15 protein-coding genes are annotated in these 15,706 nt (G+C 72.0%); 6 read left to right on the forward strand and 9 right to left on the reverse strand.

Going from position 1 to position 15,706, the window contains the following annotated elements:
- The 8 genes from ACZ6CV_RS08585 to ACZ6CV_RS08620 are packed head-to-tail and all read right to left on the reverse strand — an operon-like array spanning position 1 to position 6,929.
- On the reverse strand, positions 1 to 2,010 hold the full coding sequence (locus ACZ6CV_RS08585; RefSeq protein ID WP_469250119.1) for an NADH-quinone oxidoreductase subunit 5 family protein: 2,010 nt from the start codon (positions 2,008 to 2,010) through the stop codon (positions 1 to 3).
- Complete coding sequence (gene nuoK, locus ACZ6CV_RS08590) at positions 2,007 to 2,411, reverse strand: NADH-quinone oxidoreductase subunit NuoK (RefSeq protein ID WP_469250120.1); 405 nt, start codon at positions 2,409 to 2,411, stop codon at positions 2,007 to 2,009. The genes ACZ6CV_RS08585 and nuoK overlap by 4 nt, the downstream gene beginning before the upstream one ends.
- The gene (locus tag ACZ6CV_RS08595; RefSeq protein ID WP_469250121.1) at positions 2,411 to 3,088 is read right to left on the reverse strand and encodes an NADH-quinone oxidoreductase subunit J family protein; all 678 of its coding nucleotides are present in this window, start codon (positions 3,086 to 3,088) and stop codon (positions 2,411 to 2,413) included. The genes nuoK and ACZ6CV_RS08595 overlap by 1 nt, the downstream gene beginning before the upstream one ends.
- Positions 3,085 to 3,690 (reverse strand): NuoI/complex I 23 kDa subunit family protein, encoded by a 606-nt coding sequence (locus ACZ6CV_RS08600; RefSeq protein ID WP_469250122.1) that lies wholly within the window; start codon positions 3,688 to 3,690, stop codon positions 3,085 to 3,087. Before ACZ6CV_RS08600 ends, ACZ6CV_RS08595 begins: the two co-directional genes overlap by 4 nt.
- Positions 3,690 to 4,658 carry a complex I subunit 1/NuoH family protein gene (locus ACZ6CV_RS08605; RefSeq protein ID WP_469250123.1) on the reverse strand — a complete coding sequence of 323 codons (969 nt, stop codon included), beginning with the start codon at positions 4,656 to 4,658 and terminating at the stop codon, positions 3,690 to 3,692. Before ACZ6CV_RS08605 ends, ACZ6CV_RS08600 begins: the two co-directional genes overlap by 1 nt.
- Positions 4,655 to 5,887: an NADH-quinone oxidoreductase subunit C gene (locus tag ACZ6CV_RS08610; RefSeq protein WP_469250124.1), complete on the reverse strand. Its 1,233-nt coding sequence runs from the start codon at positions 5,885 to 5,887 to the stop codon at positions 4,655 to 4,657. Before ACZ6CV_RS08610 ends, ACZ6CV_RS08605 begins: the two co-directional genes overlap by 4 nt.
- On the reverse strand, positions 5,884 to 6,549 hold the full coding sequence (locus tag ACZ6CV_RS08615) for an NADH-quinone oxidoreductase subunit B (protein WP_469250125.1): 666 nt from the start codon (positions 6,547 to 6,549) through the stop codon (positions 5,884 to 5,886). Before ACZ6CV_RS08615 ends, ACZ6CV_RS08610 begins: the two co-directional genes overlap by 4 nt.
- On the reverse strand, positions 6,540 to 6,929 hold the full coding sequence (locus ACZ6CV_RS08620) for an NADH-quinone oxidoreductase subunit A (RefSeq protein ID WP_355803921.1): 390 nt from the start codon (positions 6,927 to 6,929) through the stop codon (positions 6,540 to 6,542). Before ACZ6CV_RS08620 ends, ACZ6CV_RS08615 begins: the two co-directional genes overlap by 10 nt.
- 283 nt (positions 6,930 to 7,212) lie before the next feature.
- Between ACZ6CV_RS08620 and ACZ6CV_RS08625 the strand changes: the two genes are divergently transcribed.
- The 5 genes from ACZ6CV_RS08625 to ACZ6CV_RS08645 all read left to right on the forward strand — a co-directional run bounded on the left by ACZ6CV_RS08625 (position 7,213) and on the right by ACZ6CV_RS08645 (position 14,305).
- Positions 7,213 to 8,430 (forward strand): sensor histidine kinase, encoded by a 1,218-nt coding sequence (locus ACZ6CV_RS08625; protein ID WP_469250126.1) that lies wholly within the window; start codon positions 7,213 to 7,215, stop codon positions 8,428 to 8,430.
- 212 nt (positions 8,431 to 8,642) lie between these two features.
- Positions 8,643 to 10,025, forward strand: a complete 1,383-nt coding sequence (locus ACZ6CV_RS08630; RefSeq protein WP_469250127.1) for a sensor histidine kinase — start codon at positions 8,643 to 8,645, stop codon at positions 10,023 to 10,025.
- Positions 10,026 to 10,317: 292 nt separating this feature from the next.
- Complete coding sequence (locus ACZ6CV_RS08635; protein WP_355804240.1) at positions 10,318 to 10,977, forward strand: response regulator transcription factor; 660 nt, start codon at positions 10,318 to 10,320, stop codon at positions 10,975 to 10,977.
- Between the two features lie 312 nt (positions 10,978 to 11,289).
- Positions 11,290 to 13,221: a 2-oxoacid:acceptor oxidoreductase subunit alpha gene (locus ACZ6CV_RS08640; RefSeq protein WP_469250128.1), complete on the forward strand. Its 1,932-nt coding sequence runs from the start codon at positions 11,290 to 11,292 to the stop codon at positions 13,219 to 13,221.
- On the forward strand, positions 13,214 to 14,305 hold the full coding sequence (locus ACZ6CV_RS08645; RefSeq protein ID WP_469250129.1) for a 2-oxoacid:ferredoxin oxidoreductase subunit beta: 1,092 nt from the start codon (positions 13,214 to 13,216) through the stop codon (positions 14,303 to 14,305). Before ACZ6CV_RS08640 ends, ACZ6CV_RS08645 begins: the two co-directional genes overlap by 8 nt.
- 37 nt (positions 14,306 to 14,342) lie before the next feature.
- Here ACZ6CV_RS08645 and ACZ6CV_RS08650 read toward each other — a convergent pair whose 3' ends face one another.
- A complete protein-coding gene (locus tag ACZ6CV_RS08650) occupies positions 14,343 to 14,723 on the reverse strand; it encodes a winged helix-turn-helix transcriptional regulator (protein ID WP_469250130.1) in 381 nt (126 codons plus the stop codon).
- A gap of 101 nt (positions 14,724 to 14,824) precedes the next feature.
- Between ACZ6CV_RS08650 and ACZ6CV_RS08655 the strand changes: the two genes are divergently transcribed.
- Complete coding sequence (locus ACZ6CV_RS08655) at positions 14,825 to 15,697, forward strand: SDR family oxidoreductase (protein WP_469250131.1); 873 nt, start codon at positions 14,825 to 14,827, stop codon at positions 15,695 to 15,697.
- Positions 15,698 to 15,706: the final 9 nt, after the last annotated feature.

The following is a 15,706-nucleotide window of genomic DNA, read 5'->3' on the forward strand; positions in this document are numbered from 1 at the left end:
TCACGCTCCGGCGGTGGCGACGAGGACCGCGGCGACGGCCAGGACGACCGTGCCGGCGAGCAGCGCGCTCAGATAGGTCTGGACATTGCCGGTCTGCGCGCGGCGGACGGCCGCGCCGAGCCAGCGGGGAAGCGTGCCCGCGCCGCGTACGTACGTGTCGACGACCTCGCGGTCGAGGAAGCGGACGAGCGTGGCGGCGGCCCGGACGGGGCGTACGAACAGGGCGGCGTAGACGGCGTCGAGGTGGAAACCGACGGCGGCGTGCCGGTGCAGCGGGCCGAGCAGCAGCCGGCTGGGGTCCGCCGGGTCGGGGGCCGACGCGACGTCTCCGTACGCGGGGGCGTGGGTGGCGATGGCCTCCGCCTCGACCAGGCCTCCGTCGGTTCCGGTGTCCGCGGCGACCGCGCCCATCGGGACCCGGTCGGCGAGCGCGGTGGTGTGCCGCCAGGCGCCGTAGGTGACCAGGGCGCCGACGAGTGCGAGGCCGGTGCCCAGGACGGAGGTGGTCAGGGTCGGGGTGAGGGCGTGGCCGTCGAACCAGTCCGGCAGGACACCGACGGTGAGACCGAAGGCGAGGGAGGGGACGGCGAGCACCCACAGCACGGCGGTCATCGTGACGGGCTGCCGGCCGTGGTCGGGGGCGTCGGCGCCCCTGCCGTTGAAGACGAGCAGCCACAGACGCGTCGCGTAGGCGGCGGTGAGGAGGGCGGTGAGCAGACCGGCGACGAGGACGATCCAGCCCGCGGCGGCGGGCGCGGACTCGGCGTGGCCCGTGGCCGTGTGCTCGGCGGCGCCGAGCACCGCCTCCTTGGAGAAGAAGCCGCTGAACGGCGGGATCGCGGCGAGCGCGAGGAGCGCCACGGTCATCGTCCAGAACGCGTCGGGGACACGGTCGCGCAGTCCCTTCATGCGGGACATGGCGGCGAGTGAGTTGGTGCCGGCGGCGTGGATGATCACGCCCGCCGCGAGGAACAGGAGCGCCTTGAAGGCGCCGTGGGAGAGGAGGTGGAAGACGGCGGCGCCGCGGTCGCCGACGGCGAGGGCGCCGGTCAGGTAGCCGAGCTGACCGATCGTCGAGTACGCGAGGACGCGCTTGATGTCGTCCTGGGCGAGCGCGGCGAGGGCCGAGCCGGTCATCGTGACGGCGGCCATGACGGCGAGGACGACCAGGGCCGCGGCGGAGGCGGCGAAGACGGGAAGGAGCCGGGCCACGAAGTAGACACCGGCGGCGACCATCGTCGCGGCGTGGATCAGCGCGGAGACGGGCGTGGGGCCGGCCATCGCGTCGGGCAGCCAGGTGTGCAGCGGGAACTGCGCGGACTTGCCCGCCACCCCCGCGAGCAGCAGCAGGGCGATCAGCGTCGGGTGGTCGAGGCCGCCGTCCGCGACCTTCGTGAGGATCGTGGTGATCCGGAAGGAGCCGGTGTCGCCGGCGAGTGCGAACAGGCCGATCAGGAAGGGGACGTCGCCGAGCTTGGTGACCAGGAAGGCCTTCAGGGAGGCGGCGCGCGCCTCGGGCGTCTCCCAGTAGTGGCCGACGAGGAAGTACGAGCAGATGCCCATGACCTCCCAGCCGACCAGGAGCACCATCAGGTCGCCGGAGTAGACGACGAGCAGCATCGCGGAGGTGAAGAGGGAGACGAGCGCGGCGTACGAGGGGTAGCGCGGGTCCTCGCGGAGGTAGCCCGTCGAGTAGATCTGCACGCACGAGGCGACGACGCCGACGAGGAGGGCGACGAGGGCGGCGAAGCCGTCGATGTGCAGGGCGAGTTCGATGGGGACCGAGCCGGTCGGGGTGAGCTCGGTGGCGGCGTCGAGGGACGCCTGCCCGCCACCGGTGCCGCCGCCCTGCCGGACCGCCACGAGCACGGCGAGCACGAGTGCCGTCAGCGTGGGCAGCACCGCGAGGGGGCGGACGAGACCGGGTGCGCGGCGGCCGAGGAGCAGGCCGGCGGCGGCGCCGAGGAACGGCAGGAGGGGGACGAGGACGGCGAGGGTGGTCGTGGTCACGGGGTGGCCTCAGCCTTCTGCGCCGCCGTGGCCGAGGGGGCGGTGGCGGTGGCGCCGTCATCGTCGTCGGGGTCGTCGGGCTCGTCCGGGCTCTCGGCGGTGTCGCGGAGGGCGTCGACGGCGGAGCTGCCGCGGTTGCGGTAGACGGCCAGGACGATGGCGAGGCCGATGCCGATCTCGGCGGCGGCGATGGCGATGGTGAAGAGGGTCAGGGCCTGGCCAGCGTGGAGGGAGTCGCGGAGCCAGACGTCGAAGGCGACGAGGTTGAGGTTGACGGCGTTGAGCATCAGCTCGACGGACATCAGGACCAGGATCGCGTTGCGCCGGGCGAGCACGCCGTACAGGCCGACGCAGAAGAGGAGGACGGCGAGGACGGCGGGATAGGCGAGGTGGAGGTGCATCAGCGGTTCTCCTCCCGGTCCTGGGCGGGGTTCTTGTCCCGGTCCTGGGCGGGGTTCTTGTCCCGGTCCTGGGCGGGGTTCTTGTCCCGGTCCTGGGCGGCGTTCTTGGCCCGGTCCGTGGCGCGGGCGGCCGGTGTGGGCGCGGCGTTCTTGCGGGACAGGGCGATCGCGCCGACGAGGGCGGCGAGGAGGAGGACGGAGAGCGCCTCGAAGGGGAGCACCCAGTGCCGGAAGAGGATCGAGCCGGTCACGTCGGTGGAGCCCTGGGCGGCGCCGTCCAGGTCGATCACCGTGGTGCGGAACGCGTCCACGACGACCCAGACCAGGGCGACGGCGGCGACGAGGGCCACCGCGAACGCGACCGGCCGGTTGCCCGAGTCGGCGTCCGGGGAGCGGCCGATGGGCGCCCTGGTGAGCATCAGTCCGAAGAGGAGGAGAACGACGACGGAACCGACGTAGATGAGGACCTGGACCCAGGCGATGAACTCGGCGGTCAGCAGCAGGTACTCGACGGCGAGTCCGCCGAGCGCCACGACCAGCCACAGAGCGGCGTGCACGAGCTGCTTGGTCGTGACGGTGATGACCGCCGCGCCGAGCGTGACGAGTCCGACGAGGAGGAAGGCGATCTCGACGCCGGTCGGGGACAGGAAGCCGGTCGTTCCGGCAGCGGTGGTCACGACTCCCCGCCCTCCTTGCCGGAACCGGTGGCCGGCGGCTGCTCAGGCGCGGGCGCCGGTGCAGGGGCGGGCGCGGATTCGGATGCGGCCAGTTTCTCCGCTGCCTTGCGGGCGGCGGCGAGTTCCTTGGGGTCCTCGGCGCCGGGTTCCAGGGCGGGCGGGGCCGGGACGGTCCACATCCACTCGCGGAGCTTGTCGCGCTCGTGGGTGAGTTCGTGGATGTCGGTCTCGGCGTACTCGAACTCCGGGGACCAGAACAGCGCGTCGAAGGGGCAGACCTCGATGCAGATGCCGCAGTACATGCAGAGGGCGAAGTCGATGGCGAAGCGGTCGAGGACGTTGCGGCTGCGCTCGCGGCCGCCGGGCGCGGCGGGCGGGACCGTCTCCTTGTGGGAGTCGATGTAGATGCACCAGTCGGGGCACTCGCGGGCGCACAGCATGCAGACCGTGCAGTTCTCCTCGAAGAGGCCGATGACGCCGCGGGTGCGGGGCGGGAGTTCGGGCTGGTGCTCCGGGTACTGCTCGGTGACGGTCTTCTTCGTCATCGTGCGGAGGGTGACGGCGAGGCCCTTGGCGAGGCCGCTGCCTGGAATCGGGGGCATCAGTTGATCGCCACCTTCACGATGCCGGTGAGCGCGATCTGCGCGAGAGCGAGCGGGACGAGGAGGGTCCAGGCGAGTTTCTGGAGCTGGTCCTCGCGGAGACGGGGGTAGGACACGCGCAGCCAGATGACGACGAAGGCCAGGACGGCGGTCTTGAGCAGGGTCCAGACCCAGCCGAGACCGTCGGCGCCCCACGGGCCGTGCCAGCCGCCCAGGAAGAGGACGGTGGTCAGACCGCACAGGACGACGATTCCGGCGTACTCGGCGAGGAGGAAGAGGGCGAAGCGCAGGCCCGTGTACTCGGTGTACGCGCCGAAGATGATCTCGGAGTCGGCGACCGGCATGTCGAAGGGCGGGCGCTGGAGTTCGGCGAGGCCGGCGACGAAGAAGACGACGGCGCCGACGATCTGCCAGGGCAGCCACCACCACGCGAAGGCGTCGAGGACGCCGGGCAGCGAGACCGTGCCGGCCGCCATCGCGACGGAGGCGGCGGCGAGCAGCATCGGGAGTTCGTACGCGAGGAGCTGGGCGGCGGTGCGGAGGCCGCCGAGGAGGGAGAACTTGTTGGCGCTGGCCCAGCCCGCCATGAGCGAGCCGAGCACGCCGATGCCCATGACGGCGAGGACGAAGAAGACGCCCGCGTCGACGACCTCGCCGACCGCGCCCTCGCCGGGGCCGATCGGGACGGCGATCAGGACGAGGAGGTAGGGCAGCAGGGCGACGGCGGGGGCCAGTTGGAAGACGCGGCGGTCGGCGGCGGCCGGGACGACGTCTTCCTTCTGGGCGAACTTCACGCCGTCGGCGACGAGTTGGGCCCAGCCGTGGAAGCCGCCCGCGTGCATGGGGCCGAGGCGGCCCTGCATGTGGGCCATGACCTTGTGCTCGGTCTGGCCGATCACCAGGGGCAGGACCAGGAACACCGCGAAGACGATGACGAGGCGCAGGGCGACGTCGAGGGCGTCGTTCACTCGGTGCCTCCTGGGCGTTCGCCGTCTTCGGGGTTCGGGTTCCGGGTGGTGCCGGTGGGTTGGGGGCCCTCGTCGTTTTCGGGGGTTTCGGTGGGGGCGGCCTTCGGCTTGCCGGGGTGTTCGGGTTCCGGCTGCGGCTTCGTGGCCGGCTGCGGCTTTGTGGCCGACTGTGGCTCCGCCGGTTTCTCCGTGCTCTCCGGGGCCTTCTCGTCGAACGCCGGGCGGGCGTGGTGCCACGGGGCGTCGGAGCCGCGCGGGGCCGCCGGCTTCGGTTCAGCCTCCGGGGTTGGCTCCGGGGTAGCCGGAACCTTCGACTCCGGGGCATCCGGAGACTGCGGCTCCGACACCCGCCCCGTCCCCGCCTCCGGTGACTCCGATGACTCCGATGACTCCGATGACTCCGTAGACGCCGCCCGTTGCGACGCCGAGCCCTGGCTCACGCTGCGCGAGCGCCTCGGGGGCCGCGCCGGCGCCTCGGGCTGCTGCCCTGCCTCCGCCGGGCCCACCTCCGCCGCGCCCGCCGCTGCGGGACTCGCCGCCGCCTGGCTCGCCGAGCCCTGCCCGGCCGTACGGGTGCGCCGGGGCGGGCGTTCACCAGGTGCCGCCGCAGCCGCCGCGCGGCCCGCCCCCCGAGCCGGACGGGCCGGACGCGCCGGGGCCGCCGACAGTTGGCCCTTGAGCGGGCCCCACTCGTTGGGGTCCGGCACGCCCGGCGGCAGCATCTGGCGGCGCTTGGGGCCGCCGTGCTCCGACTCCCCCGGCTCCTTCGCGCCGGGCCACGCCTTCGCGACGCGGGCCGCCAGCACGAAGTCCTTGCGCAGCGGGTGGCCCTCGAAGCTCTCGGGCAGGAGCAGCGGGGTCAGTCCGGGGTGGCCCTCGAACGTCACGCCGAACATCTCGTGCGTCTCGCGCTCGTGCCAGGCCGCGCCCGCGTAGACGTCGACGGCGGAGGCCAGTACGGGAGCCTCGTGCGCGACCGTCGTACGGAGCAGGAGTCGGCGTACCGGAGAAAGCGCCACGACATGGGCGCAGATCCGGAAGCCCGTGCCCGGCTCGTCGACCGCGCTCAGCCAGTCGAAGTACGTGCAGCTCAGCGTGGTGCGGGCGGTGTCGAGGGCCGTGAGCCACGCGGTGGGCGGGACGTCGACGGTGAGGACGTCGTACGACTCGTCGGCCGTCGCCTCCGCGCCGAAGAGCTCCTCGACGGGGCTCGGCAGCCAGCCGGTCACCGGTCCCCCTCCTTCTCGACGGTCGCCCCCGGCGCCGGTGCGGGCGTCGAGGCGGGCGGCTGCACCAACCCACTTCGCAGCGCGGCCGTCGACGGCCGCGCCCCGTTCCCGTACCGCTCGCCCAGCGACTCGCGGGCGATCTTCTCCTGGAGCTTGAGGATGCCCTGGAGCAGCGCTTCGGGGCGGGGCGGGCAGCCGGGGACGTACACGTCGACGGGGATGATCTGGTCGACGCCCTTGGTCACCGAGTACGAGTCCCAGTACGGGCCGCCGCAGTTGGAGCAGGCGCCGAAGGAGATGACGTACTTCGGCTCGGGCATCTGCTCGTACAGCCGCTTCACCGCGGGCGCCATCTTGTCGGTGACCGTGCCGGAGACGACCATCAGGTCGGCCTGGCGCGGGCCGGGCGCGAACGGGATGACGCCGAGCCGGATGAAGTCGTGGCGCGCCATGGACGCGGCGATGAACTCGATGGCGCAGCAGGCGAGACCGAAGTTGAAGACCCAGAGGGAGTACCGGCGGCCCCAGTTGAGGACCACCTTCATCGGCTCGGGGGCGAGGCGGGCGAGCGCGCCGAGCCGCTTGGGCTCGGGGAGCGGCACGGCCCGTCCTTCGGAGTGCGCGGAGGGCGCGGAGTGCGCGGTGTCCGGGGTCACGTCCACGTCAGGACGCCCTTCTTGTATGCGTACAGCAGGCCCACGGCGAGGAAGCCGAGGAAGATGAACATCTCCACGAGCGTCGTCGCGCCGTAGCCGGGCGCGGCGAAGACCGTCGCCCAGGGGAAGAGGAAGATCGAGTCGACGGCGAAGATGACGTACAGGAACGCGTAGACGTAGTAGCGGACCTGGGTGTGGGCCCAGCCCTCGCCGACCGGGTCGACGCCGCACTCGTACGTCAGGAGTTTCTCGGGGGTCGGCACCACGGGGCGCAGCAGCCGCCCCGCGCCGAAGGCCACGGCGACGAACAGCACGCCCACGACGGCGAGCAGTCCGACGACGGAGTACGACTGGTAGTAGCTTGCCGCGACGCTCGTCACGTGCACGTCAGCCCCTCACTCCCCGACCGTCCTTGAGCTGGCCGTTCTCGACCTGACCGCCTCGGCCGGGCCGTCCTCGGCCGGACCGTTCGACGATCTGTACGCACGGGAGTCTAGGGCCTGCTAAAGGTTCGGTAAGCAGAGCGTCACGCATCGGTCAGGGCACGGCGTCGTGTCCCGGCCGGGGCGGAGTCCACCGCTTCCGCGCCGGTGAGGTGGGGTTATCCCCCGGACACGAGGCCGGTCGCCCTCATGGCGCAGCGGCGCCCGGCCGGGCACCCTGGCGCATATGACCGCACGCACCTCGCCCTCGCACGACGACGTCCGGTTGGCTCCCGCGCCCCCGCACGACGACCGGTTGCCGCCCGCGCGCTTCGCGTACGACCGGCACACCTGGAAGGAGATCGCCCACCTCCTGGTGAACCTGCCGGTGGGGATCGTCGGCTTCGTCTACGCCGTGTTCGTGCTGTCCGTGGGCGTCGGCCTGACGGTCACCGTGATCGGTCTGCCGGTGCTCGCGGTGGGGCTGGTCGGCGCGCGTTTCCTCGGCAGGACCGAGCGGGCGCGGGCCCGCAGGCTGCTGGGCCTGTACGTCGACGAGCCGAGCCCGATGCCAGGCCACGGCGGGCAGGGGTTCCTCGGCCGGGTGTGGTGGAGCCTGAAGGATCCGGTGGGCTGGCGCACCATGCTGTACGCGTTCATCCGGCTGCCCTGGGGCGTGTTGTCGTTCGCCGTGACGATGGTCGGGCTCTTCGTGCTCTGGCCGGTGCTGCCGTTCGTCGCCCGCGGTCTCACCCATGTCGACCGTGCGCTGGTGCGGGGGCTGCTTTCGCCCTCCGACGAGTTGGAGCGGCGCATCGCCGAACTGGAGTCGGACCGCGGGGTGGTCGTGGACACCGCCGCAGCCGATCTGCGCCGCATCGAACGCGATCTGCACGACGGGGCGCAGGCCCGGCTCGTCGCCCTCGCCATGGGGCTCGGCCTCGCCAAGGAGAAGCTCCTGGAGGACCCCGAGACCGCGGCCTCGATGGTCGACGAGGCGCACGGCGAGGTGAAGCTGGCCCTGCAGGAGCTGCGCGACCTGGCCCGCGGCATCCACCCCGCCGTGCTCACCGACCGCGGCCTGAACGCCGCGCTCTCCTCGGTCGCCTCGCGCTGCACGGTCCCGGTGAAGGTCACCGCCGACCTGCCCACGCGCCCGGCGGCGGCCATCGAGGGCATCGCGTACTTCACCGTCTCCGAACTCCTGCAGAACATCAGCAAGCACAGCGGCGCGAAGGCCGCGGGCGTCGAGGTCTGGCGGTCGGACGAGCGGCTGCTCATCCAGGTGTGGGACGACGGGCGTGGCGGCGCGCGGCTCGACGGCGGTACGGGCATGGCGGGGCTCGCCGACCGGCTCGGCGCGGTGGACGGGCTCTTCGTGATCGACTCGCCGGAGGGCGGGCCCACCCGGATCACGGCGGAGCTGCCGTGGCGGGACCCGGAGCCGAGCCGTCCCGGCAGGTAGGGAAAACCCCCGGTCGAAGAGGCCGACGCGCTCCATGGTCCGCGGGCGCCGCGACGGCGAAGCTGGGATCACCCGGCAGGAGAGCGGCTCGGGCGGCGGCGGCACCCGGCCACCGGCCACCGGCCACCGGCACAGACGCAGAGCAGACGCAGAGCAGACCCAGCGCGGACGCAGCGCGGACGCAGACGTAGACGCAGAAACGGACGGCAGCGATGGCCACGGAGTACGGACAGGGGTACGCGCACATGGACCGGCCGGATGTCCGGGGATCGGGCCCGGGAGCGGGAGCGGGACCGGACGTCGAGGAGCGGCGGCACCGGCTCCCCGCCGGGCTGCGCGCGCCCCTGGAGACCCGCACCTGGCGGGAGTTCGGCTACACGATGCTGAGCCTGCCCATCGGCATCGCGGCCTTCGTCTTCGCCGTCGTCTCGCTCTCGCTCGGCGTGGGCCTGCTGATCACCTTCATCGGCATCCCGGTGCTCGCGGCGGGCCTGGCCGGCTGCCGCGGCATCGGCGCCCTGGAGCGGACCCGGGCGCGCGGCCTGCTCGGCCTCGACGTCGCGCCGCCGGAGCCGCTGCGCCCCAAGAACGGCGGCGTGATGGCGCTCATGGGCGCCGTCCTCAAGAGCGGCGTGTCCTGGCGGCACCTGCTGTACTCGCTGCTGATGATGCCGTGGGCGATCTTCTCGTTCACGGTGTCGATCGTCTTCTGGACGTACGGCTGGATGATGCTCACGTACCCGCTGTGGTTCTGGCTCTTCCCGGTGTACGGCGGGCAGGGCGGCATCCAGCTCTACGGCGACGACCACCACCAGATCTATCTCGACAACCCCTTCGAGATCACCGTCGTCGCCGGCACCGGCCTCCTCGTGACGCTGGCGACGCCGTGGATCCTGCGGGCCCTGACGACGGTGGACCGCGTCATGGTGGCCGGGCTGCTCGGCCCGTCGCGGCTCGCGACCCGCGTCGTCGAGCTGGAGTCGGACCGCGGTGTCGTCGTGGACACCGCCGCCGCCGACCTGCGCCGCATCGAACGCGACCTGCACGACGGCGCGCAGGCCCGCCTGGTCGCCCTGGCCATGGATCTGGGCCTGGCCAAGGAGAAGCTCACCGAGGACCCCCAGGCCGCGGCGCGCATGGTGGACGAGGCGCACGGCGAGGTGAAGGTGGCCCTGCAGGAGCTGCGCGACCTGGCCCGCGGCATCCACCCGGCCGTCCTGACCGACCGCGGCCTGGACGCGGCGCTCTCCGCGCTGGCCGCCCGCTGCACGGTGCGGGTCCAGGTGGAGGTGGACCTCGACAGCCGTCCGGCGGCGGCCATCGAGGGCATCGCGTACTTCACCGTCTCCGAACTCCTGCAGAACATCAGCAAGCACAGCGGCGCGAAGGCGGCGAGTGTGGACGTGTGGCGGGCCGAGGACCGGCTGATGCTCCAGGTCACCGACGACGGCGTCGGGGGCGCCGACATCTCGGCGGGCTCCGGCCTCGCGGGCCTCGCCGAGCGGCTCGACGCGGTCGACGGAATCCTGGTGCTCGACTCGCCCGCGGGCGGTCCGACGACGGTCACCGCGGAGCTGCCGTGGCGCAAGGGCTGACCGGTCCCGGCCGGCCCGATCGGGGCTGACCTGCGCCGTTGCCGTCGCGCCGCCCCCGGTTCGTACGTCGAGCCGGGGCGGCGCGCTGTGTGCCGCCCGGGGGGCGCGGCGGGCGGGGGCGGACGATTCCGGTGAGCGGGTCGGATGATTCCGGTGAGCGGGCCGGTGGGCCGCCGCGGATCGCGCGATACTGAGGTGCCGGACGCGCGGCCGACACGGCCGCCGCCCGACCGGGCGGACCGGCGCGTCGGGGGAAGAAAAAGTGCCGGGGGGCCAAAAAGTGGAGGACAAAGTGCGGGTCGTCATCGCCGAGGATTCAGTGCTGCTCCGGGAGGGCCTGACCCGGCTGCTGACCGACCGCGGGCACGACGTGGTGGCCGGTGTGGGGGACGCCGACGCGCTGATCAAGACGATCACCGACCTCGCCGGGCAGGACGCCCTGCCGGACGTGGTCGTCGCCGACGTGCGGATGCCGCCGACCCACACCGACGAGGGCGTGCGCGCCGCGGTGTTCCTGCGTCAGCAGCACCCCGGGCTCGGGGTCCTGGTCCTTTCGCAGTACGTCGAGGAGCAGTACGCCACCGAGTTGCTCGCCGGGTCGAGCCGGGGCGTGGGCTATCTGCTCAAGGACCGGGTCGCCGAGGTGCGGGAGTTCGTCGACGCGGTGGTGCGGGTCGCGGAGGGCGGCACGGCGCTCGACCCGGAGGTCGTGGCGCAGCTGCTCGGCCGCAGCCGCAAGCAGGACGTGCTGGCGGGGCTGACCCCGCGCGAGCGCGAGGTGCTGGGCCTGATGGCGGAGGGGCGGACGAACTCGGCGGTCGCCCGGCAGCTCGTGGTGAGCGACGGCGCCGTCGAGAAGCACGTGAGCAACATCTTCCTGAAGCTCGGCCTGTCCCAGAGTGACGGGGATCACCGTCGCGTGCTCGCGGTCCTCACCTACCTCAACTCGTAATCACCTGACACCCTGTCAGGTGACCTGCGGGCCGCCGCACACCACAACATGAGCAGGCACGACCACGGAGCGTCACGTACTTCCGTGGTCGGCCGGAGCGGGTCCTACAACCAAAGGATGAGCGGGGAGCGTCATCCAGGGAGGGTCGGGGGACGGGGCGAACCATGACGAACCGGTGCGACACGGTGTCTCAGAAGTACATCCACCATGTGATCAAGCCCAGGAAGGCACCCCTCACAGACGTAGGGTGGACCTTGGGAACGCCGGCCGTCCCGGCGATTCCGCTCAGTCGCCTCGAGGAGGTCCAGTTCAGTGACCAGCCAGGTCAGTAGCCAAGCCGAGCAGGCCGACGGAGCAGTCGTCGGGGAGCAGCGCAAGCCTGCGGGTGACAAGGACGTACGCCGTCTGGACCGGGTGATCATCCGTTTCGCGGGTGACTCCGGTGACGGGATGCAGCTCACGGGTGACCGCTTCACCTCGGAGACGGCGTCCTTCGGCAACGACCTGTCGACGCTGCCGAACTTCCCCGCCGAGATCCGCGCGCCCGCCGGGACGCTCCCGGGCGTGTCCTCCTTCCAGCTGCACTTCGCCGACCACGACATCCTGACCCCGGGTGACGCGCCGAACGTCCTGGTGGCGATGAACCCGGCGGCGCTGAAGGCGAACATCGGCGACGTGCCGCGCGGCGCGGAGGTCATCGTCAACACCGACGAGTTCTCCAAGCGCGCGATGCAGAAGGTCGGTTACGCGACCTCGCCCCTCGATGACGGCTCCCTGGACGGCTACAGCGTGCACCCGGTGCCGCTGACCACGCTGACGGTGGAGGCGCTGAAGGACTTCGACCTCTCGCGCAAGGACGCGGGGCGCTCGAAGAACATGTTCGCGCTCGGCCTGCTCTCCTGGATGTACCACCGGCCGACCGAGGGGACCGAGAAGTTCCTGCGGACGAAGTTCGCCAAGCGCCCGGAGATCGCCGAGGCGAACATCGCGGCGTTCCACGCGGGCTGGAACTTCGGCGAGACCACCGAGGACTTCGCGGTCTCCTACGAAGTGGCCCCGGCCTCCGAGGCGTTCACGGCCGGCACCTACCGCAACATCTCCGGCAACCTCGCCCTGTCGTACGGGCTGATCGCGGCGGGCCGGCAGGCGGATCTGCCGCTGTACCTGGGCAGTTACCCGATCACACCGGCCTCGGACATCCTGCACGAGCTGTCGAAGCACAAGAACTTCGGCGTGCGCACCTTCCAGGCCGAGGACGAGATCGCGGGCATCGGTGCGGCGCTCGGCGCCGCGTTCGGCGGGTCGCTCGCGGTGACGACGACCTCGGGGCCCGGTGTGGCGCTCAAGTCGGAGACCATCGGCCTTGCCGTCAGCCTCGAACTGCCGCTGCTGGTCGTGGACATCCAGCGCGGCGGCCCGAGCACCGGCCTGCCGACCAAGACCGAGCAGGCCGACCTGCTCCAGGCGATGTACGGGCGCAACGGCGAGGCGCCGGTGCCGATCGTGGCACCGCGGACACCCGCGGACTGTTTCGACGCGGCGCTGGAGGCGGCCCGCATCGCGGTGACCTACCGGACGCCGGTGTTCCTGCTCTCCGACGGCTACCTGGCCAACGGCTCGGAGCCCTGGCGCATCCCCGAGGTCGACGAACTGCCGGACCTGCGCGTGCAGTTCGCCTCCGGACCCAACCACACCGAGGCCGACGGCACCGAGACGTTCTGGCCCTACAAGCGCGATCCGCAGACGCTGGCCCGCCCGTGGGCGATCCCGGGCACGCCGGGCCTCGAACACCGCATCGGCGGCATCGAGAAGCAGGACGGCACGGGCAACATCTCCTACGACCCGGCCAACCACGACTTCATGGTCCGCACCCGGCAGGCCAAGGTCGACGGCATCGAGGTCCCCGACCTGGAGGTCGACGACCCGGGCGGGGACGCCGACACCCTGGTCCTCGGCTGGGGTTCGACGTACGGGCCGATCACCGCGGCGGTCCGCCGGCTGCGCACCGCGGGCGAGGCCGTCGCGCAGGCCCATCTGCGCCACCTCAACCCGTTCCCGCGGAATCTGGGCGAGGTCCTCGCGCGTTACGACAAGGTGGTGATCCCCGAGATGAACCTCGGTCAGCTCGCCACGCTGATCCGTGCGAAGTACCTGGTGGACGCCGTCTCGTACAACCAGGTCAACGGCATGCCGTTCAAGGCCGAGCAGCTCGCCACGGCTCTCAAGGAGACCATCGATGGCTGACACGAAAACGGCGGGGCCCGAAGGGGCCGGGAGCACGGTCGAGGCGCTCTCCCTGGTGCCCAAGGCCGAGGGCCGGCAGTCCATGAAGGACTTCAAGTCCGACCAGGAGGTGCGCTGGTGCCCCGGCTGCGGTGACTACGCCGTGCTGGCCGCCGTGCAGGGCTTCATGCCCGAACTGGGCCTGGCGAAGGAGAACATCGTCTTCGTCTCGGGCATCGGGTGCTCCTCCCGCTTCCCGTACTACATGAACACCTACGGGATGCACTCCATCCACGGCCGCGCCCCGGCCATCGCCACCGGCCTCGCCTCCTCGCGCCGCGACCTGAGCGTGTGGGTGGTGACCGGCGACGGCGACGCGCTGTCCATCGGCGGCAACCACCTCATCCACGCCCTGCGCCGCAACGTCAACCTGAAGATCCTGCTGTTCAACAACCGGATCTACGGCCTCACCAAGGGCCAGTACAGCCCCACGTCGGAGGTCGGCAAGATCACCAAGTCGACGCCGATGGGTTCCCTGGACGCCCCCTTCAACCCGGTGTCGCTGGCCATCGGCGCGGAGGCGTCGTTCGTGGCGCGGACCGTGGACTCCGACCGCAAGCACCTCACCTCGGTGCTGCGCGCGGCGGCCGAGCACCCCGGCACCGCCCTGGTGGAGATCTACCAGAACTGCAACATCTTCAACGACGGCGCCTTCGAGGTCCTCAAGGACAAGCAGCAGGCCGAGGAGGCGGTGATCCGCCTGGAGCACGGGCAGCCGATCCGCTTCGGCGCCGAAGGGTCGAAGGGCGTCGTGCGTGACGCGGTGACCGGTGACCTGTCGGTCGTCGCGGTCACGCCGGAGAACGAGGCGGACATCCTGGTCCACGACGCGCACTCCACGTCGCCGACCACGGCCTTCGCGCTCTCCCGGCTCGCCGACCCCGACACCCTGCACCACACCCCGATCGGCGTCCTGCGCGACGTCGAGCGCCCGGTGTACGACACGCTCATGGCCGACCAGCTCGACAGCGCCATCGAACGGGACGGCAAGGGCGACCTCGCCGCGCTGCTCGCGGGCAAGGACACCTGGACGGTCGTCGGCTAGTTCGGCCCACGCCTCTTCGAAGCCCGGTCCCGACCTCTCAGGACCGGGCTTCGTCGTACGCCGTGCGCGCCTGCTCCACGTCGGCCATGCGCCGCTCCGTCCACGTCGCGAGGGTCCTGACCTGCTCGGCGGCCTCGCGGCCCAGCTCCGTGAGGGAGTAGTCGACGCGGGGCGGGATGACCGGCTTGGCGTCGCGGTGCACCAGGCCGTCGCGCTCCAGGGTCTGCAGGGTCTGGGTGAGCGACTTCTCGCTGACGCGGCTGGTCTCGTCGATCGCGCGCCGCAGCTCGCTGAAGCGGTACGAGCGCTGTTCCAGCGCGATCAGGACGAGGACGCCCCACCGGCTGGTGACGTGTTCGAGGACGAGGCGGTAGGGGCACATCGCCTCGACGCGGGTGCGGTGGGTACTTACGGCCATGCAAGTACCTTACTTGAAAGTGGGTACTTACGAAAAGTTAGCGTTGTTCCTACGGTGGTGGGCGTACCGCATTCCGCCCCCACCAGCAGGAGCACCCAGCCATGAGCATCGTCGTCACCGGAGCCACCGGACACCTCGGCCGTCTCGTCATCGAGGGGCTGCTCGCGGCCCGCGTCCCGGCCGGGGAGATCGCGGCCGTCGTCCGCGACAAGGAGAAGGCCGCGGACCTCGCCGAGCGCGGCGTCGAGCTGCGGATCGCCGACTACGACGCGCCCGACACGCTGCGCGGCGTCTTCGCCGCGGGCGACCGCGTCCTGCTGATCTCCGGCAGCGAGATCGGGCGGCGCGTGCCGCAGCACCGCGCGGTCGTCGACGCGGCGCGCGAGGCGGGCGTCGCGCTCCTCGCGTACACCGGCGTCCTCGGCGGCCCCGACGCCGACTTCGACCTGGCGGCCGAGCACAAGGTGACCGAGCAGCTGATCCTCGACTCCGGTCTGCCGTACACCTTCCTGCGCAACGGCTGGTACCACGAGAACTACACCGAGCACCTCGCCCCGGTCCTGGAGCACGGCGCCGTGGTCGGCTCCGCGGGCGAGGGCCGGGTCGCCTCCGCCGCGCGCGCCGACTACGCCGCGGCCGCCGTCGCCGTGCTGACCGGCTCGGGCCACGAGGGCAAGGTCTACGAGCTGAGCGGCGACGTCGCGTGGAGCTTCGCCGAGTACGCCGCCGTGGTGGCGGCGCGGAGCGGCAAGGAGATCTCGTACGCGAACGTCCCGGCCGAGCAGCACCTGGCGGTGCTGACCGGTGCGGGGCTGCCGGAGGCACTGGCGGCGGTGCTCGTCGACGTCGACGCGGCCATCGCGCGGGGGCGCCTCGCGGGGACGAGCGGGGACCTGACGCGGCTGATCGGGCGGCCCACCACGGGGATCGCGGAGGCGGTGGCGGCGGCGGTTTCGGCGGCGCCGAAGGGCTGACCCCCGCCC

This window comes from Streptomyces sp. NPDC041713, from assembly GCF_055591085.1.